Raw genomic sequence first — 18,777 nt, 5'->3', positions numbered from 1 at the left:
CCGGGCAACGGGAGTGAACGTTCATGGTGGAGGTGGCCTGGACCCCGGGCGGAAGGGCGGGCGCGGTGATGCGGCGGCCCCGAGGCGCGAGTCGAGCGGGGGGTGCCGCATGTGTGGCGTGAGCGGAGAAGTGCGTTTCGACGGCAGGCGTCCGGACTTGGCCGCAGTCGAACGCATGACCGATGAAATGGAGGACCGCGGGCCTGACGGCAGAGGGGCCTGGTCGCAGGGCTCCGTAGCCCTGGGCCACCGGCGATTGAAGATCATCGACCTCTCGGAGAGCGGCGCCCAGCCGATGACCGATCCCCACCTGGGCATCACGGCCGTCTTCAACGGGTGCCTCTACAACTACCGTGAGCTGCGCGGACGGCTCGAAGGGCTGGGGCACCGCTTCTTCTCCGACTCCGACACGGAAGTGCTCCTCAAGGCCTACGGACAGTGGGGACACGCATGCGTCGAGCAACTGATCGGAATGTTCGCCTTCGCCGTGGCCGAGCACCACACCGGCCGCGTGGTACTGGGCCGCGACCGGCTCGGGATCAAGCCGCTCTACCTCACCGAGGACGCAGACCGCCTCCGCTTCGCCTCGTCCCTGCCGGCCCTGCTGGCGGGAGGCGGCGTGGACACCTCCTTCGACCCGGTGGCGCTCCACCAGTACCTGACCTGGCACGGCACGGTCCCCGCGCCGCGCACCGTGCTGGCCGGCGTGCGCAAACTGCCGCCGGCGACCGTCCGCGTGGTCGAGCCGGACGGCACGCACCGCGACCGCTGCTACTGGCAACCGTCCTACACCCGCCGCACCGGCCTCGGCAGCGATCCGGTGCGCTGGCGGGAAGCCGTCCACGACGCCCTGCGCACGGCGGTGCGCCGCCGCACGGTGGCCGACGTACCGGTGGGCGTCCTGCTCTCCGGCGGTCTGGACTCCAGCCTCATCGTGGCCCTGCTGGCAGAGGAGGGCCACGGCGATCTGGCGACGTTCGCGATGGGCTTCGAGTCGGAGAGCGGCCAGGAGGGCGACGAGTTCCGGTACTCGGACCTGGTCGCACGGCGGTTCTCCACGGACCACCACCAGTACATGATCCCCTCCGACCGGCTCCCGGCCGCGCTGGAAACGGCCATCGGCGCCATGAGCGAGCCCATGGTCAGCCATGACGCGGTGGCGTTCCACCTGCTGGCCGAGCAGGTCGCCAAGGACGTGAAGGTGGTCCTGTGCGGCCAGGGCGCCGACGAGGTGTTCGCGGGCTACCACTGGTACCCGTCGATCGCCGGGGCCGCCCGCCCCGACGCGCCGGACGCGTACGCCGACGTCTACTTCGACCGCCCCCACGACGACGTGGCCGCCGTCCTGCACCCGGACGTGACCGCCCGCCACGACGCCTCGCGGGATTTCGTCCGCGCCCACATGGCGGCCCCCGGCGCACAGAGCACGCTGGACGCCACCCTGCGCATGGACGTGCACGCGCTGATGCCCGACGACCCGGTCAAACGGGTCGACAACATGACGATGGCCTGGGGCCTCGAGGCGCGGGTGCCGTTCCTCGACCACGAGCTGGTCGAGCTCGCGGCGGCCTGCCCGCCCGAGCTCAAGCTGGCGCAGGGCGGCAAGGGGGTGCTCAAGGACATCGGCCGGCGGATCCTGCCCCGAGAGGTGGTCGACCGCCCCAAGGGGTACTTCCCGGTTCCCGCGGTGCGGCACATGGCCGAGCCGGTACTCAGCCGCGTGCGCGAAGCGCTGACCGCCCCCGAAGCCCGCCGGCGCGGCCTCTTCGACCGGCGCCGCGTGGCCGAGCTGCTCGCGGAACCCGACCGCCACCGCACCAAACGCGGAGCCAGCACCCTGTGGCAGGTGGCTTCGCTGGAGATCTGGTTGCAGACCCACGGCATCAACTGACACTGAACGGTGACAGCCCTTGGCAGCCCTCGAAGAGGCCCCCATGCCCCTGGACCGCTCCCCACTCCGCCGCCGTTCCCGACCCGCCCCCGCGCAGGCCCCCGTCCCGGTCCACCTGGCCGCCGCCGGCGCGGCGGACCCGCCGACCCTGCTCACCGCCCACGGGTGCTGGTACCCCTGTGCCGACCCCGGCGGCGAGCACGTGGCGTACATCTGCGACCGGGCGGGCGTGCCCCAGCTGTGGAGCGGCCCCGCCCGCGGCGGTGAAGCCCACGTCCTCGACGCCGACCCCGACCCGGTGACCGAGGTGTCCTGGTCGCCCGACGGACGCTGGATCGCGTACACCTCCGCGCCGGGGGGCGGCGAACACACGCGCGTGCTGGTCGTGCGCCCGGACGGGACCGGTCGGCGGGTACTCGCCGGCGCCGAACCCGGGGCCTCGGCCCACCTGGGCTCCTGGACCCGCGACGGCACGGCGCTGGCCGTCACCGTCGCCCAGCCGTCCGCCGGCACCAGCGCCCACAGCGGCCCGGGCCACCTCCCCGAGGACACGGCCCCGGCCCTCCCCGCCGGGCCTGCCGGGGCGGCATGGACGGACCGCGACGGCCACGCGACCCTGCTCGGCCCTGCGGACCGGGCCGCGGCAGGCCAGTACGGGACCGGCCCGCCGCACCTGGCACCCGCGCCGTCGCCCGCCGCCGACGGGGCGCCGGCCACGAGCGGGGGCCTGGCCACCTACCTCCTCGACCCCGACGGCACGCAGGCACCCGTCCTGCTGTTCAGCGAGGCCGGAGCCGCCTCCCTGCGCGTCTGCGACATCGGCGCCGAAGGCCGCTTCGTGCTGCTCCGACGCGGACCGCGCGGGCGCCGCGAAGCCCTCCTGCTGGACACGGCCTCCGGACGCACCGCCTTCCGGCTGCCGGTCGCCGACGGCGACCCGTGGATCGGCAGGTTCTCGGCCGACTCGCGCACCCTGTGGCTGCGCAGCGACGCCGACCGCGAATTCGCCGCGCTGCTGCGGGCCCGACTGGACGAGGACGGCGCGCTCCAGGACCTGTCGGTGGCCGCCGAGCGGCACGAGGCTGCCCTGGACCTGCTCAGCCTTCCCGACCACGGCGGATGGGCCCTGCTCGCCTGGAACGTGCACGGGGCGAGCGAACTGGAGAGCGTCGGCCTCCCCGCCACAAGCGCGGACGACGGCCTCGGACCGCACCACCGGTCGGCCCTGCCGCACGAGGTGGTGACCCGCATGGCACCCGTGGGGCGCGGTGGACTGTTCGCCGCCCTGTCCGGCTCCCGGCGCAGGCCCGGCATCTGGGACCTCACGGGCGACTTCGCCCCGGTGCGCACCGGCTGGTCGGCGCGCGACGAGGACGCCGCGCCGCCGGGGCGGCCGCCCGTCAGCCCGGTGCCCCTGCGCTGCCGGGCCCGGGACGGGCTGATGCTCGGCGGCTGGTACTACCGGGCGCCGGAACGCGCCCCGGGCCGTCCCGCGCCGTGCGTGATCCACCTCCACGGCGGTCCCGAAGAGCAGGAACGGCCCGTGTTCAGCCCGCTCTACCACGAACTCCTGACCCGGGGGATGGACGTGTTCGCCCCCGACGTACGCGGCTCCTCGGGCTGGGGGCGGTCCTTCGTCGACGCCGACCTCGGCACGGGCCGGTTCGCCGCCATCGACGACGTCGCGGACTGCGCCGCCCACGTGGTCGCCCTCGGCCACGCCGATCCCCTGCGGCTGGCGGTGATGGGGCGCTCCTACGGCGGGTACCTCACCATGGCCTCGCTGGTCTGGCACCCCGGCCTCTTCCGTACCGGCGTCGCCGTCTGCGGAATGTCGGACCTCGCCACGTTCTTCGCCGGTACCGAGCCGTGGATCGCCCAGTCCGCCGCGGCGAAGTACGGCCATCCCGAGCGGGACCGGGACCTCCTGCGCGCCCTGTCCCCGATGAGCCGCATCGACCAGCTGCGCGCACCCGTTCTGGCCGTGCACGGCGAGCACGATACGAACGTGCCCCCGACGGAGTCGGAGCAGTTCGTCCGCGCGGCGCGCGAGCGCGGGGTGCCGGCCGAACTGCTGACCCTGCGCAACGAAGGGCACGAGTTCCTGAGGGCGGACAACCGCCGTCTCTACCGGCGTGCGGCGGCGGACTGGCTGGAGCAGCACCTCGGCAGCGCCGCGCCGCCCCTCACGTGACGCACGACGCGGCGGGAAGGAAGCCGTTCAGCGGCTGCCGGTAGGGCGGCGGCGCGCCAGCCGTACGGTGACGACCGCCGTCACCAGGATCCCGCCCGCGAGGCCGGCAGCGCCGACCGCGTTGAGGCCGTTGCGGCGGGCGGCGAACTGCCCGCCACCGCCGGCACCGGTCACGGCGGCTTCACCACCGTGGTGGCCGGTGCCGCCGGGGACCGTCTCCAGGCGCGCCGCCTGCGTGGAGGCGGCCACGGCGCCCCGGTACGCCGTCTGCACGAACGCGGTGTCCCGTCCGCCGGCGGACGCGACGCCGGGAGCCCACAGGACACTCGCGACGGCTATGAGGGTGGCCGAGGCCACGAGCCGGTTCGACATGGCAGAACTCCCTCTGCGCGTTCCTGCGCGGACGCGCCGGCAGGTATGGGACGGGCGCCGTACAGCACCCGGGAGCCATTCCTTCCGCACGGACACGCCGTCGGCACGCCACCGCCGGCAAGTTCACCGCAACGGCCGGTGCGCCCTGCGCCCCGCGCCGGGGCGCCCCGCCCCGGCGCCCGTCAGCCGGCGGCGTCGTCGACGCGCAGCCTCACCTGCTCCTCAAGTCGCCGCAGGCTCGTGTCGAGTGCCTGGTGCACGGCCTGTTCTCCGGGGTCGTGGCCCTCGTCGAAGAACGACAGGTGCACCGTCACCTCGCTCGTTCCGCTGCCGATGCCGGCGACTTGGAGCCAGCCGGTGTACTCGCCCTGCTCGCGGGTGCCCCACTCGATCCGCATCTGTTCGCGCCGGGCGCGCAGCAGCCCGGAGGTGTCCTCGCCGGTGCGGTCCTCGTGCACGGTCACGGCGGGCAGGTCATCGGCGCGTACGTGCAGGCCCTCCGGGAGCCACGCGTCGAACTGGTCGATGCTGGCGGCTTGGTCGAAGACGTGCTCGGGCAAAGCGGGCATCGTGCGTGAACGTTCGTACTCGGTCATCGGTGCCACCGTTCGTCGGCTCGGGGACGGTCGATCACCCCCACGCATGCCCGCCCGCCCGACGGGAGAGCCACCCGCGACCCGAACCCCACCCGTTCGCACGCTCACGGCTGCGCCACGGCGGCCCGTAGGGTCGGAGCCGCCGCCCCACCCGCGACCTGGCGCGGCCCTGAGGGCGTTGAGCCGGATCCCGCTCCCGGCGGGAACCTCGCCGGGGGGCGCCACCGTCAGTCCCATCAGGTAGATTTCTGGAAAATGATTCCAATCCGGGTGGGGCTGACGACGTGTTAGAGCTGCGGGGGAGCGGAGCCGAGCCGCTGGAGGCGGAGGATCCGCGGCGGATCGGGGAGATCGCGCTGGCGGGACGGCTCGGGGCCGGCGGTATGGGGAGGGTCTACCTCGGGGTCCAGGAGGGCCGGTACGTCGCCGTCAAACAGCTGCTGTCCTCGGTCGTCGGCGAGGACGAGGACTTCGTGCGCCGGTTCGGCCACGAACTCGACAATCTTTCCCGGCTGCCTCCCGAGGCCACCGCGCCGCTGATCGCCAGCGACCGTACCGCGCGGCCCCCGTGGTTCGCCACCGCGTACATCCCCGGCCTCACCCTGAGGGAGGCCCTCGAACTGCACGGCGGCCCCCTTCCCGCGCAGGCGCTGTGGCTGCTGCTGCGGGAGGCGGCGTCCGGCTTGGCGTCGGTGCACGCGCTGGACATGGTGCACCGCGACATCAAGCCGTCCAACGTGATGCTGACCCTCGACGGCCTCACCCTCATCGACTTCGGTGTCGCCCGAGCCGCCGAACAGAGCCAGCTGACCAGGACCGGGATGGTCGTGGGCACGCCCGCCTACATGGCTCCCGAACAGGCTTCGGGGAAGAAGCGGTTGAGCGGTGCCACCGACGTGTTCGCGCTGGGCTCCGTACTGGCCTACGCGGCATGCGGACGCCCGCCGTTCGGCGACGAGTCGGGGCACGGCGTGCTGTACCGCATCGTCCACGAAGAGCCTGACCTGGAGCCGTTGCGGGAACTGGAGCCGGGCCTCGCCGAGGTGGTCGCGGCCTGCCTCGACAAGGACCCCGAGGGCCGCCCCACCGCGGCCGAACTTCTCGAACAGGCCTCGCGACACGGGCCGTTCGCCGCCCCGCTGTGGCCCGCCGCCATCACCGAGCGCCTGTCGGAGCGGGCCGCCTTCGCCGCGGACGTGCAGAAGATAGACGTACCGACGGTTCCGCTCGGCGGGGTCTCGACGCCGGAACGGGCGAAGGAGCCCGGGCCGAACCCGACGCCCGAGGCCGGATCCCGGCCGGAACGACCGGAGCGGCCCGAGCGCCGCCGCCGTACCCGCGTCCTCCTCGCGGTGATTCCGGTTGTCGTGGTGGCGGGCGGCACGACCCTCGCCATCCAGCACCTGCCGTTCACGTACTCGACCCAGCCCGAGGCGAAGGCCGACCCGCCGTCCCCGGCCTCGAACTCGACGTCGGCAGCGGGACAGGCTGCCTCGCAGCCTCCCCCGTCGGGGTCGGCCGGCAGCCCGTCGGGCGCGGCGTCACCGGCGCCGCCGCCCGTCCAGGGCAACGGGCAGGGCGGAGCGGGCGGAACGCAGACCGGCGCGGCCGGGGGCACCGCCCCGGGCCCCGGGACCGGCCCCGGCTCCGGATCAGGACCGGCCACCGGCCCCGGCCGGCAGAACGGCTCGGGCACCCCGGGCGGCGGCGCCGGCACCCCGGGCGGCTCCAGCGGGGTGACGTCCCCGGCCGCTCCACCCCCCGCCTCAGGCACCCACCGCTACCGCAACGGGGACAACGGCCGCTGCATCACCCAGGTCTACGGCGCTTCGGACAGCGGCGACTGCTCGGACCCGACGGCCCGCTGGACCGTGAAGAGCGGACCGGACGGCAGCTTCAAGCTCGTCAACCAGCAGAGCGGCGGGTGCCTGTACTCCAACGGACTCGGCCAGGCCGTCTTCGTGGGCGACTGCGCCCAGGACACCACCCGGCTGTGGCGCACGGGCCCGGGCGGCACCCTCCGCAGCGACTACGGCGGCGGCTGCCTCGACCTGGCCATGAGCAGCGGCCTGGTGACTTCCTCCTGCGCCGGCGAGGCGTCACAACGCTGGACGATGCAGGGCTAGTGCTGTGACCGGAGAGGTTCAGCGGGCCGGGGCGACGGCCGGCGCTCGACGGGCTCGGTCAGCAGGCCGCGCAGGTCGGTGATCCGGTAGCCGCGTGAGCGGACCGCGTCGATGATCAGACAGGCCGCACGCACCGATGACCTCCACCTCCCACCCGGCGCAGCAGCACGGCAGCGGGCCCACACCCCCCGGCTCCCCCGCCTGGTGGCAAGCGCGGTACGCCGAGCGCGCGCGGCGCAGGCCGCGGCAGGGAGGGCTGACCCTCGAACGCATCACCGCCGCCGCCCTGGAGATCGTCGACCGCGACGGAACGGACGCCCTCACCATGCGCAACCTCGGTGACCAGCTCCAGGTCCGCCACACCTCGCTGTACCGCCACGTCGCCAGTAGGGAGGAACTGCTGCTCGAGACCGTCGACCACGTGCTGGGCGAGATCCGCCTGCCCGCCGCCGACGGCGACTGGCGCACCACGGTGGAACACGGCGCCCGCGAGTTCCGTCGCGTCCTGGCCGCACACCCCGCGATCGTCCCGCTGCTCACCGCCGGGCAGCTGCTCGGTCCCAACGCCCTGCGCGCCCGCGAGCACGCCCTCGGACGGCTGCTGGACCAGGGCTTGCGACCGCGGACCGCCGTCCACGTCTATCTCACCGTCACCCACTTCGTGATCGGCGCCGCCGCCCTCGACGCCGGTGGCGCGGCGCGCGTCCAGGCGAACGCCGAGCTGCTCAACTCCCTCGACAGCGACGAGGAGTTCGAGTTCGGGCTGCGCACCCTGATCCACGGCCTGGACCTGCTGTAAGCCGAGGAGGCGCACACGTGACGATGGAACGGACACTGCCGCCGCTGCACCGGTGGACCGCCGGCGGCGCGACCGTACGGGCCGACGGGCACGACGTGTTCGTCCGGCAGGACGGGCCAGCCGACGGCGCCCCCGTCGGGAGCACCGCTCTGGTCGCACACGAATACGGGGTGAGCGTCGGTCAGGAACTGCTTGCCCGCGACCCGTCCCGCATCACGCGCACGGCATGGCTGAACGGCGGCCTCTACGCCGACCTCCACCGCCCGGTGCTGATGCAGAGGCTCCTGCACGGACCGCTGGGACCGCTGCTCGCGCCCCTGACCACCCGCGGACGGTTCGCCTCCACCCTGGGCGCGGTGCTGGGACGGCCGCTGCCGGCGGCCGACCTGGACGACATGTGGTCGGCGCTCTCACGTGCCGGCGGCCACCGCCTCGCCCCCCGCCTGCTGCGCTACATCGACGAACGCCGTACCCACGCCGAGCGCTGGACGCGCGCATTCGAGGACTACCCCGGCCCCGCCCTCTTCGTCTGGGGCCCGGCCGACCCGATCAGCGGCGCCCACGTACTGGACCGCGTCCGCACCCGGCTCCCCTCAGCCACCGTCGCAGAACTCACCGGCCCGCCCCCGGTCGGCCACTACCCCCGGGTGGAACACCCCACCGCGGTGGCCGAAGCCCTGACGGCGTTCCTGACGCCCTAGCCCTCTCACCGGTGGCACAGCCGTACGCGGCGCCGCAGCAGAGTTCCGTCACGGTGCGTCGCGCAGCCGGAGGAGGTAGGCCGCCGTCAGCGCGACGGCCCGGTCGGCGTCGTGCGACAACTCTGCGAGGGCACGTGAGGCCCTCGCTCCCGCGATGCCCCCCAGAGCCTGGGTCAGCCGCCCGCGCGCAGGCGCTTGCGTGGCCTCATCGGCGAGGCGGTCGGCCAGCCTGGTCGCGATCTCGTCCGCCGCCGCGCCGTCGCCCGCCAGCACCCCCAGGGCGTCGGCCGCATCGGTGTCGTTCCTGCCCTCCACGATCAGGTCGATGAGCGTCGGCGCCGCATCGGCCACCCCGCGTGTCCCGAGCGCCAGAGCCGCGTACCCCCGGACCATGGCGTCGGGATGGGCGAGGGCGTCCCACAGCTGTGCGTCAGCCTCACCATCCGGCATCCCGGCGAGGGTCCGGACAGCGCGTTCGCGCACCGCGGCCACCGGTGAGCCGAGACCCTCCGCCAGCAGTACCGGGCCGCGGTCGCCCGACCGGGCCAACGCCCATCGAAGGGCCCCGGCGACGTTCGGATCCGTCTCACCGAGCACCGCCTCGACCAGGGCCTCCACGGGAACCGCGTCGACGGAGGAGAGGGCCGCGCGCTGGCGCACGTCGGCGCTCTGCGAACCCAGGGCCTGGAGGAGCGCGACGACCTGGAGGACTTCCTCCCAGCCGGCGGGGTCCGAGGCGTCGATCCGGCGCAGCCGGGTCAGCAGCTCGGTCTCCGCGGCGATGCGCTCGCGCGTCTGACGGATGAGGTCCTCGACGAGCGCCGACGGCGCGAAGCCGGGATCGTCGAGCGCCCGCCCGATCTCACGCAGCGACAGCCCCAGCGACCGCAGGCTCTCTATGTGGAAGATCCGCCGGATGTCCTCCCGGGAGTACTCCCGGTAGCCGGAGCCGGTACGGCCCGAAGGACGCACCAGACCGAGCGACTCGTAATGCCGGAGCATGCGGGCACTGACCCCGGACCGCTGCGCCACCTCACCGATCAACACGCCCCATCATCCCTCCCGGCCGGACCCGCCGAGGGCCACGGCGCGCTTCGCCTCCTCGATCGCGAACTCGAACCCGGCCTCCGGGTCGCGCAGCAGCCGTTGTGTGGCGAGGGCGTGCGCGCTCACCCGCGGGTCAGGGGCCGTCGTCGCGGCGAGCAGAGCCGGCCCGGTCACTTCCCCCAGAGCGACCAGCGCCCGGCTCAGACTCAGCTGCGTCTCGCGCTCACCGCGCCCGAGCTGCGTCGCCAACACCGCGGCCAGCGCCGGTTCCTCGCCTTCGGGGACGAGCACGACGGCGGTCCGCCAGGCGCTGCGCGCCACCTCGTCGTCGGCGTCGGACAACAGTGCCCGCGTGATCGCCGGCCACGCCTGCCGGTCCCCGATCTTGGAGAGCGTGTGCAGGGCCTGGCTCCGTGCCTGCGCACGCTCCGAGCGGACTTCGCGGACCAGCGCGGGAAGCGTCATGGACACCGGGTGACGGGTGAGCGCCCACGTCAGCATGTCGCGGACGAAGAACTCCGGCTCGATCGCGCAGCGCTCGATGAGCTTGCCGACGAAGTGCGGACCGGGTGTCGTACCGACTGCCATGGCGGCCCGCAGCCGCACCGAAGACCGGCCGTCCTCCAGCCCCCGAAGCAGCGATACCGTATCCGTGCCCTGTCCCGTGATCGTCATCGAGACCACCTCCTCGGCACGCAGTCAAGACCTTGTCACCGTGTCAAGGTCAAGCGGAGGCCGCCGCGAGCACCCGTCACGCCGCTGGTCCCGTCAGTGCGTCACGATCTGCTGGAGCGCCGCGCCCTGGTAGCGGGCACCGGCGTTCCAGAGGATGAAGGAGTTCATCTTGTTGGCCGCCGCGGCCTTGATCTGTTCGGCCACCTCGGCCGGCCCGTACGTGCTGCCCATCGAGAAGTCCTGGAGCCACGGGATGATTTCCGTCTGGGTGCCCTTCGCCTGACGGGCGAAGTCGGCGAGCGAACGCTGCACGATCGCGTACGGGGCGGTGTCGGGCTGCGCGACGCCGTACTCTCCCGGCCCCCAGTGGGACGGGTAGACCATCGGCGCGATGTAGTCGGTGACCTTGACCAGTGCCCCGATGTCCTGGGCGATCTCGGTGGGCCGGGTGGCGGCGATCCCGAAGACCGAGACGCCGAGGTACTTGGCGTGCGGACGCAGCGCGGTCCGGGTGTCGGCGACGAACGAGGTGATGGACTGCTCGGGCGTGGCGGTGCCGATGCCCGGGAAGCGCATGTGCGAGAGCGGGCCGTCCGGGCGGCGCACGTAGTCGTAGAGGACGTCGTCGAAGCCGAGGCGGGCCGCTTCGACGGCGAGGTCCCGGTTGTACTTGCGGACCGTCGGGTTCGCGAAGTTGGTGAAGGACAGGGCTCCGTAGTGGCCGCCGTCGTAGGGCTGTCCGCCCGGGGTCAGCACGAGCTGCTCCCGCTTGCCGGCCTTCCAGGAGGCGGAGGCGAGCTTGGGGTCGCGGAAGGCCACGATGCGGCCGATGACCTGGGCGCCGGCGGCGTGGATCTCGGCGATCGCCTTGCGGGCGTCGTAGTAGCCCTTGGCCGCGCCGATCTGACGGGCCAGCGGTACCTGGGACGCGTACCCGACTTCGCCGTCCTCGTCCTTGACGTCCAGCTCGACGGCGTTCAGCTTGCCGCTGCGGACCAGGGCGAGGATGTTGGTCCGCAGCGTGTTGTCGCCCCAGCCGATGGCGGTGATGTGGGCGGCGCGGACCATGGGGCGACGTCCCCGGGCGGACACGTCCTTGGTGGTGGTGTTCCCGGCGCGGTCCACCGCGCTGACCTTCACGACGGGTGTGCCCTTGGGCACCGTGATCTTGAAGGCCCCTTCCTTGTCGACGGGGACCTTCTTGCCGTTGACGGTCACCTCGGCGTCGGTCGAGGCGTGCCCGGTGATGGTCACGGGGGCGGCGGAGTTCTTGATCTCGGGATCGGCCACCGCCAGCTCGGGAGCGGTGGCGTCCACGCTGAAGCCCACGACCTTGCGGTACGAGGCGAAGGGGAGGCTGCTGTCGCCCGCCACCACCAGGGTGTGCCGCCCCTCGGCGAGGTGGGGGAGGACGAGCCTCAGGCGGTCGCCCTCGGCTTTGACGGGGAGCGCCGCACCGTCCAGGGTGGCGCGCAGCTCGTCCCTGCCGCCGGCGTCCTGCGCGGAGAGGTAGGCGCCGACATGGGCGGCCTTGCGCCCGTCGAGGACGGCGCCGTCGCTCAGGCCCTGGATGGCCGGAGCCGGTGCGAGGAACGTCCAGGCTCCGACGCCGGCTCCGGCCAGCGCGAGCGCCCCGGTCGTCGCTATGAGGGCGCCCCGACGGGCCGGACGACGCAGACGCAGGGAGGGGGCGGAGCGGGATATGCGAGTGGGGGACATCATGACGTCCTTCGTGCCGTGGGCCGGATGCTGCCTCCATTCATTGCCGCAGAGCGTCCCGGTCGCCTCTTTCCGACCGTATTTCACGCGAACGGCCGCGTCCGGTCCCGGCGTGGCGGCTGAGCCATGCAGGGGACAGTGCGGTATGCGGGCCCCCGTCGTCGGTAGGTATGGCGCGACACACCCGCCATGAAGGGCATCCCCATGCGCCACCCACTCGTCCCGCTCGCCGCCCTGGCCGGCGCCGCCGCCCTGCTCGTCTGCGGTTGTTCCAAGGGGCCGTCGCCGGCCGCCGGGGAACACCGTGCGGCCGCGTCGCCCGCGGCCGTCAGCCCCGTCGCCGCGAAAGCCCCCGCGGCGGTCGGCGCCAACGAACTCGGCCAGGTGCCGGTGCTCATGTACCACCAGCTCACCGGGAAACCGGCCAGCGTCTACGACCGCACCCCGGCCGATTTCCGGTCCGAGCTGGAGCGCCTCGCGCGGGAGAACTACGTACCGGTGACCGCCCGGGACTTCCAGACCGGCCGCATCGACATCCCGGCAGGCACGCACCCGGTGGTCCTCACGTTCGACGACTCGACCAACAGCCAGGTGCGCCTCGGTCCGGACGGCACCCCGGCGCGGGACACCGCCGTCGCGATCTTGACGGAGACGGCGAAGAAATACCCCTCGTTCAAGCCGGCGGCGACCTTCTTCGTCAACGCGGACGCCTTCTCGGCGACGGGTTCCCACAAGGCGCTGACCTGGTTGAAGGAGCACGGGTACGAGGTCGCGAACCACACCGACCGCCACCAGAACCTGCGTTCCCTGGACGAGGTGGGCGCCAGGCGGGCGATCTCCGCCGGACAGCAGGCGATCGAGAAGGCGGCGCCCGGAACGCAGGTCACCTCGCTCGCCCTGCCCTTCGGTGCCATGCCGGAGCCGGCCGGGGTCGCCTCGCGGGGAGCGGGCTACCGCTACGACGGGGTGTACCTCGTCGGGGCCAACCCCTCGCTCTCGCCGTTCGCCAAGGCGTTCACACCCGGCGCGATCCCCCGGATCCGCTCGGCGGGGCCCAAGGACGAGGACGCCGAGTTCGGTTCGTCGCGCTGGCTGGACAAGCTGGCCGCCGGGAAGAACCGGTACGTCTCGGACGGGGACCCGAACACCGTCGCCTTCCCGAGCGCCTTGCAGAACGAGCTGTCGCCGGCCTTCGCGAAGCGGGCCCGGCCGTACTGAGCCGCGGCGGGACCGCGCTGTCGCCCATGGCCGCTCCGACCGCGTCCACGTCATCACGACGCGACGAGCGGCCATGTGGCGTTTTCTCTCAAGGAGCCGGATAAAACCAACCAACACGTTTTTTAATGGCGCCCGCGCCTCAGCGTCGGGCGCCTCGATCGCTTGGTGCGCAGGTGGGCGGTCAGACCGGATCACCGGCGAAGTGACAGGGCAAAAGGCTGCACCACCGCAGGATTTGAGGCGGACACCCGTGTACTGGGGGGATCTGGACGGGTGGTGCCGCTGATCCGGGTTGGCTGACATGGATGCTACTGGGCCGTTGACAAACCGTCGGTCTGGTTTGTAATTTCGTCATGGGGCGAGCGTCGACGCCACCCGACCCCGCCACGAGCTGGCGATACCTGTAGGGGGACATGGAAAATGAGTGGTCGACAGGTCGCGCGCCCACCTGTCAGTGGGCGCGCCGAACAGAGCGCGTACCCGTTGTCGAGACCGCAGCCCGCAGGCCGGTCGAGACCGTCGTCCTGCGGCTCGGCCGCACGCAGACCGAAGTGCGGCTGACGGATACCGGTCCCAAGGGCCTTCTGATCGTCTTCCGGTCGCCCGGTGAGGCCGCCAACCCCTGCGGCAGCGATGAACGCCGCCCGGGCCGCCCGCTTCCGTAGCGCCTGCGTAGCGCGACGCGCCCACATCCGCTTCCCGTCCGACCCGGCGGAGCCCGCGCCGTTCCCGAACTCCCGCGTGCGCAGGCCGAAGTGGTCACCACGCCGGACCGGCGCTACGGCCGCGCCCCGCTCCCCCCACGACCAACCGGGCTCCGTCATCGCCGGGCGAGAGCAGGAACAGGTCGCGAACGCGTGCACCGAACCACCCCCCACCAGATCGACGCCGTCCTCGGCGGCGGCTCCCGAGTTCCTGAAAGGCCCACCCAGTGATCGAGCTACGCAGCGACACGTTCACGCTGCCCACTCCCGAGATGATCCGCGCCATGAGCGAAGCCGCGCTCGGCGACGACGTCTACGGCGAAGACCCCACGGCCAACCGGCTCGAAGAGCTCGCCGCCACCACCCTCGGCAAGGAAGCCGCCTGCTTCATGCCGAGCGGCACCATGGCGAACCTGGCGTCCCTCATGGCGCACGCGCCCCGCGGTTCCAAGGTGCTGGTCGGCGACGAGAGCGACATCTACATCTACGAGGCCGGCGGCGCCTCCGTGTGCGGCGGGATCGTCTACGAGCCGATCCCCACCCAGCCCGACGGCCGCCTGCTCCTGCGCGATCTGGCCGCCGCGTTCCCGGCGGATCCGGAGGATCCCCAGTTCGCCCTCCCCGCACTGATCTGCCTTGAGAACACGCACAACCGCTGCGGCGGTGCGATCCTCCCACTGGAATACCTGCGCGATGTACGCCGGTTCGCGGACGAGCGCGGCGTGCCCGTCCACATGGACGGCGCCCGGATGTTCAACGCCGCCGTCGGCGCGGGGGTCCCCGTGGCCGAGATTGCGCAGTACGCGGACTCCGCCCAGTTCTGCCTCTCCAAGGGACTCTCCGCCCCCATCGGATCCATGGTCGTCGGCAGCACCGCGTTCATCGAGAAGGTGCGCCGCCTGCGCAAGATGCTCGGCGGCGGGATGCGGCAGGTCGGCACGGTCGCCGCAGCCGGGATCCTCGCCATCGAGAACGCGGCCGCACTGGCCGAGGACCACCGACGAGCCGCCCTGCTCGCCGAGGGACTGGCCCGGCTCGACGGCATCGAGGTGGCCCCCCAGGACGTGCGGACGAACATCGTGATGTTCCGCGTGACGGACGAGCGGCACACCTGGCAGACCGTCGCCGAAGCCGCTCGTGAAGAAGGCCTGGCCATCGCCGAGCTGGGACACGGGCGGCTCCGCGCGGTGCTGCACCGGGGACTGGACGACGGCGACGTGAACGAAGCCGTCTCGATCATCGGGCGGGTGGTCAAGAGTGACCCCCGCCCCCTCGCCGGCCACACCATGGAGGTCTGACATGCGGGACAGCACCGGCGTCCACACCGAACCCAGGTTCCCCTCGATCCCCGCAGCGCTGTCACACTGGGCCGCACACCGGCCCGACGACGTGGCCTACACCTTCGTGGGGACCGGCCTGGAGGTGGAACAGAACGTCACCTTCCGGGAGTTGGAGGACGCGTCCCTCAAGGTGGCCGCGGCCCTGCAGTCCACCGCCCGCCGCGGAGACCGGATCCTGCTGCTCTTCCCTCCGGGCCTCGACTACCTCGTCGCCTTCCTGGGCTGCCTGTACGCAGGGGTCGTCGCGGTTCCGCTCTACCTGCCCCGTCCCGGTGCGAAGCTCGACCGCATCGAGGCCGTCATCCGCAGCTGCCGTCCCACCCACGCCCTGACCACCGGGGCGCTCGCCGAACACCTCACCGACCTGCCGAAGCCGGAGGGATCCGAGGAACTGCGGACCCACCTCATCGAGACGCTGTCGGCCACCGTCAGGGACACGTACCGGCCCGTGGGCATCGACGGTGAGGAACTGGCCTTCCTGCAGTACACCTCCGGTTCCACCGGCGCCCCCAAGGGAGTGATGGTCAGCCACCGCAACCTGGCGGAGAACGAGGAGGCCATCGCCGAGGGCTTCGGCGTGCGGCCCGGCGACGTCATCCTCAGCTGGCTTCCGCTCTACCACGACATGGGTCTGATCGGGGCGGCGCTCCTGCCGCTCTACATGGGACTGAGGTCCGTACTCCTCAACACCTTCGCCTTCGTCTACGACCCGATGATCTGGCCGCTGGCGATCGCCCGGTTCGGTGCCACGTGCTCCGGCGGACCCAATTTCGCCTACCAGCTCCTGGTCGACCGGTACGACGCCGACCGTCTCGCCGGAGTCGACCTCAGCGGCTGGCGCATCGCGTTCAACGGCGCCGAGCCCGTGGTGGAGAGCACCCTGCGGGACTTCTCCCGCGTCTACCGCGCACACGGCTTCGACCCCGGCGCGGTCTACCCCTGCTACGGCCTGGCCGAAGCCACCCTGTTCGTCTCGGGCGCCCAGCCGTCGGCCGGGTACCGCGCCCACGTCTTCGACCGCCGCACGGTGGAGCAGGGCCGCCTCGCCCCGGCCGTGGGACGCCAGGCGGAGGACGGGGTCAGCATCGTGTCGGCCGGGCGACCCGCCCTGCACACCGAGATCGTGATCCGCGACGCGGACGGGCGCGCTGTGCAGGACGGCTGCGTGGGCGAGATCTGCGTGCGCAGCAGGGGAGTGGCCCAGGGCTACTGGGGCGCCGAAGGTCCCACGGAGGAAACGTTTCACGCGAGGATCGAGGGGCACTCCGGCCTCTTCCTGCGCACGGGGGACCTCGGAGCGTTCCACGAGGGCGAGCTGTACCCCGTAGGACGCATGAAGGACCTGCTCATCGTGGCCGGCCGCAACTTCTACCCGCACGACATCGAAACCGTGGGCTCGCTCGCCTCCGCCCACCTGCGCAAGGGGTGCGCCGCCGCGTTCCAGCCGGTCCCGGACGCGCCCCAGGTCGTGCTGGCGGCCGAGGTGAAACGCTCCTCCGTGACGCTCCTGCGCGACGACCCGCAGACCCTCGCCGCCGTCAGCAGGGAGGTGCTGCGTACGGTCGGCACCGAGTGCGACCTCCACCTGGCCGAGGTCGTCTTCGTCTACCCCGGCTCGATACCCAAGACCTCCAGCGGAAAGATCCGCAGGGCCGAGACGCGGACGCGGTACCTCGCCGGCGGCCTTCGGGTGGTGAGCGGGACACCGAAGGACGAGCAGGGGCAGACGGCCGCCGTGCCGCCGTCCGACATCGCCTCGCTGCACCTGCTGGATGACGCCCGGCGCCACAAGGCCGTGCGGGACGCACTCGTGGCCCGGCTGGCCGAACGGTGGGCAGGCGCGCCGAGCGAGGAAGACCTCACCCAGCCGCTCGCCTCACTGGGCCTGGACTCCCTGAAACTCACCGCGTTCAAGGCCGCTCTGGAGCAGCTCTTCCAGCGGCGGATCGACAGCCGGCTGTTCTACGGCGACCGCTCGCTCGACGAGGTGGCGCAGGCCATCACCGCCTTGACCGCCGAACCGCCGGCCTGCGCGACAGCCGGGGAACCGGCGCCGGACCAGCCGACGGCCGAGGGTCCCGCGGCCGACGGCCAGATACAGATGCAGTTCTACTCCGAGCTGCTCCCCGAGGACACCGCGAACAACCTGCCCATCGCGGTGCGGTTGTCGAGGGCCTACGAGCCGCACCTCCTGCGCTCCGCCGTGGCCGGCGTCATCGACCGCCACCCGGCCCTGCGCACCGTCCTCGGCCCGCTGGGGACGGGTACCCAGCTGGTGAGTGACAGCCGCGAGGCCGACTGGCGGCACCAGCGGTTCGCCGACGACGATCACACGGCCATCGACGCCTACCTCGACGACGTGGCCCACCGTCCCTTCTCGCTGACCGAGGGGCCGCTCGTCCGTGCTGCCGCCGCACTCACCCCGGACGCGACGGTGCTCATGCTCGTCTGCCACCACGCCGTCGTCGACCACTGGTCGCTGCGCACCGTCCTCACGGAGATCCTCCAGGAGCTGCCCGGTATCCGGCTGGAGAAGTCCCACGCACCCGCGGGCGGGCCGGCGGCCACGGCCCTGGAATGGGCCCGCGCCCGGCGTACACCGGACGCCGCCGACGACGAGCGGCTGCGGACCTGGGCCGAGCGGTGGCGGCCGCTGCGCAACCAGCTCCTGTTCAAGCCGAGCGCGGCCGCCCCGGCAGACCGCAACCCCGCCGGCACCGTGGACTTCGAGATCGACGCGCAGACGACCCGCCTCATCTACACCCGCAGCCAGGCCCACGGACGTACGCCGTTCGTCACGCTGGCCGCCGCCTACCTGCACGCCCTGTACCGGACCGTCGGCGACAAGCAGATCGTCATCGGAAGCCCCCACCACGGCAGGACCGACTGGCGGTTCGCGGAAACCGTGGGCTACCTGGTCAACATGATGCCCCTGCACGGTGATTTCCGGGACGGCGAGGGGCTCGACACCCTTGAGGAGCGCACCTGGCGCGAGCTGAGGGACGCGTTGGACTTCGCCGACCTGCCCTTCGCCCGGCTCGTCAAAGAACTCAAGCCGGAGCGCCACGGGCAGAACCCCCTCTTCCAGGCGACCCTGACGTTCCAGCAGACCGCCGACGAACGCCTCGCGGAAGGCTTCTCCCTCCCGTCGAGCGGATGCCGCCAGACCCTCGGCGACGTAGAGGTCCAGGCGGTCGACGTGCGGCCCCGTGACGTGGCCTTCGCCCTCAGCCTCTACGGCACCCGGCACGAAGACCGCCTGGTGTTCCGGCTGGTCCACCAGAAGAACGTGGTCGACGCGACCGTGGCCGGCGACGTCGCCGAGGCGTTCCGGGCCGCCCTGCGCGAGCTGAACGCCCATTCCCGCTGAACGAGCAGAATCTGGAGTTGGAACG

General features: G+C 72.6%; 13 protein-coding genes. 8 read left to right on the top strand and 5 right to left on the bottom strand.

Annotated features, from left to right (window positions below; all coding sequences use genetic code 11):
• The first annotated feature begins 109 nt into the window (after positions 1-109).
• Complete coding sequence (locus IE207_RS12990) at positions 110-1,891, top strand: N-acetylglutaminylglutamine amidotransferase (protein ID WP_190184306.1); 1,782 nt, start codon at positions 110-112, stop codon at positions 1,889-1,891.
• Positions 1,892-1,934: 43 nt separating this feature from the next.
• A complete protein-coding gene (locus IE207_RS12985) occupies positions 1,935-4,085 on the top strand; it encodes a prolyl oligopeptidase family serine peptidase (RefSeq protein WP_190184305.1) in 2,151 nt (716 codons plus the stop codon).
• A gap of 27 nt (positions 4,086-4,112) precedes the next feature.
• Here IE207_RS12985 and IE207_RS12980 read toward each other — a convergent pair whose 3' ends face one another.
• Together IE207_RS12980 and IE207_RS12975 are read right to left on the bottom strand one after the other, a co-directional pair.
• Positions 4,113-4,457, bottom strand: a complete 345-nt coding sequence (locus IE207_RS12980) for a hypothetical protein (protein WP_190184304.1) — start codon at positions 4,455-4,457, stop codon at positions 4,113-4,115.
• A gap of 182 nt (positions 4,458-4,639) precedes the next feature.
• Positions 4,640-5,053: an SRPBCC family protein gene (locus IE207_RS12975; RefSeq protein ID WP_190184303.1), complete on the bottom strand. Its 414-nt coding sequence runs from the start codon at positions 5,051-5,053 to the stop codon at positions 4,640-4,642.
• Between the two features lie 284 nt (positions 5,054-5,337).
• Between IE207_RS12975 and IE207_RS12970 the strand changes: the two genes are divergently transcribed.
• The 3 genes from IE207_RS12970 (at position 5,338) to IE207_RS12960 (ending at position 8,679) form a co-directional block, all read left to right on the top strand.
• Positions 5,338-7,179, top strand: a complete 1,842-nt coding sequence (locus IE207_RS12970) for a serine/threonine-protein kinase (protein WP_190184302.1) — start codon at positions 5,338-5,340, stop codon at positions 7,177-7,179.
• Between the two features lie 136 nt (positions 7,180-7,315).
• Positions 7,316-7,978: a TetR/AcrR family transcriptional regulator gene (locus IE207_RS12965; protein ID WP_190184301.1), complete on the top strand. Its 663-nt coding sequence runs from the start codon at positions 7,316-7,318 to the stop codon at positions 7,976-7,978.
• 23 nt (positions 7,979-8,001) lie between these two features.
• Positions 8,002-8,679: an alpha/beta fold hydrolase gene (locus tag IE207_RS12960; protein ID WP_190184703.1), complete on the top strand. Its 678-nt coding sequence runs from the start codon at positions 8,002-8,004 to the stop codon at positions 8,677-8,679.
• A gap of 48 nt (positions 8,680-8,727) precedes the next feature.
• On the opposite strand, the gene IE207_RS12955 is transcribed toward IE207_RS12960, so the two are convergent.
• The 3 genes from IE207_RS12955 to IE207_RS12945 all read right to left on the bottom strand — a co-directional run bounded on the left by IE207_RS12955 (position 8,728) and on the right by IE207_RS12945 (position 12,120).
• On the bottom strand, positions 8,728-9,726 hold the full coding sequence (locus IE207_RS12955; protein WP_190184300.1) for a MerR family transcriptional regulator: 999 nt from the start codon (positions 9,724-9,726) through the stop codon (positions 8,728-8,730).
• A gap of 6 nt (positions 9,727-9,732) precedes the next feature.
• Positions 9,733-10,401 carry a HEAT repeat domain-containing protein gene (locus tag IE207_RS12950; RefSeq protein WP_190184299.1) on the bottom strand — a complete coding sequence of 223 codons (669 nt, stop codon included), beginning with the start codon at positions 10,399-10,401 and terminating at the stop codon, positions 9,733-9,735.
• Positions 10,402-10,494: 93 nt separating this feature from the next.
• Entirely contained in the window at positions 10,495-12,120 is a 1,626-nt protein-coding gene (locus IE207_RS12945) for a putative glycoside hydrolase (RefSeq protein ID WP_190184298.1), read from the bottom strand.
• A gap of 189 nt (positions 12,121-12,309) precedes the next feature.
• Here IE207_RS12945 and IE207_RS12940 point away from each other — a divergent pair, with 189 nt between their 5' ends.
• From IE207_RS12940 to IE207_RS12930, 3 genes are all read left to right on the top strand, one after another.
• Complete coding sequence (locus IE207_RS12940; protein ID WP_229873683.1) at positions 12,310-13,338, top strand: polysaccharide deacetylase family protein; 1,029 nt, start codon at positions 12,310-12,312, stop codon at positions 13,336-13,338.
• Positions 13,339-14,269: 931 nt separating this feature from the next.
• A complete protein-coding gene (locus tag IE207_RS12935) occupies positions 14,270-15,340 on the top strand; it encodes a GntG family PLP-dependent aldolase (protein WP_190184297.1) in 1,071 nt (356 codons plus the stop codon).
• Between the two features lies 1 nt (position 15,341).
• Complete coding sequence (locus IE207_RS12930; RefSeq protein WP_190184296.1) at positions 15,342-18,752, top strand: fatty acyl-AMP ligase; 3,411 nt, start codon at positions 15,342-15,344, stop codon at positions 18,750-18,752.
• Positions 18,753-18,777 lie beyond the last annotated feature (25 nt).

It is taken from the genome of Streptomyces cirratus (assembly GCF_014650775.1).
Lineage (GTDB): Bacteria > Actinomycetota > Actinomycetes > Streptomycetales > Streptomycetaceae > Streptomyces > Streptomyces cirratus.
This window is presented reverse-complemented; position numbering and strand designations above follow the sequence as displayed.

Bases quoted from the DNA above. Each gene is read 5' to 3' on its own strand.
- IE207_RS12990 (WP_190184306.1), top strand. From the start codon at position 110: ATGTGTGGCGTGAGCGGAGAAGTGCGTTTCGACGGCAGGCGTCCGGAC.
- IE207_RS12985 (WP_190184305.1), top strand. From the start codon at position 1,935: ATGCCCCTGGACCGCTCCCCACTCCGCCGCCGTTCCCGACCCGCCCCC.
- IE207_RS12980 (WP_190184304.1), bottom strand. From the start codon at position 4,457: ATGTCGAACCGGCTCGTGGCCTCGGCCACCCTCATAGCCGTCGCGAGT.
- IE207_RS12975 (WP_190184303.1), bottom strand. From the start codon at position 5,053: ATGACCGAGTACGAACGTTCACGCACGATGCCCGCTTTGCCCGAGCAC.
- IE207_RS12965 (WP_190184301.1), top strand. From the start codon at position 7,316: ATGACCTCCACCTCCCACCCGGCGCAGCAGCACGGCAGCGGGCCCACA.
- IE207_RS12960 (WP_190184703.1), top strand. From the start codon at position 8,002: ATGGAACGGACACTGCCGCCGCTGCACCGGTGGACCGCCGGCGGCGCG.
- IE207_RS12950 (WP_190184299.1), bottom strand. From the start codon at position 10,401: ATGACGATCACGGGACAGGGCACGGATACGGTATCGCTGCTTCGGGGG.
- IE207_RS12945 (WP_190184298.1), bottom strand. From the start codon at position 12,120: ATGTCCCCCACTCGCATATCCCGCTCCGCCCCCTCCCTGCGTCTGCGT.
- IE207_RS12940 (WP_229873683.1), top strand. From the start codon at position 12,310: ATGAAGGGCATCCCCATGCGCCACCCACTCGTCCCGCTCGCCGCCCTG.
- IE207_RS12930 (WP_190184296.1), top strand. From the start codon at position 15,342: ATGCGGGACAGCACCGGCGTCCACACCGAACCCAGGTTCCCCTCGATC.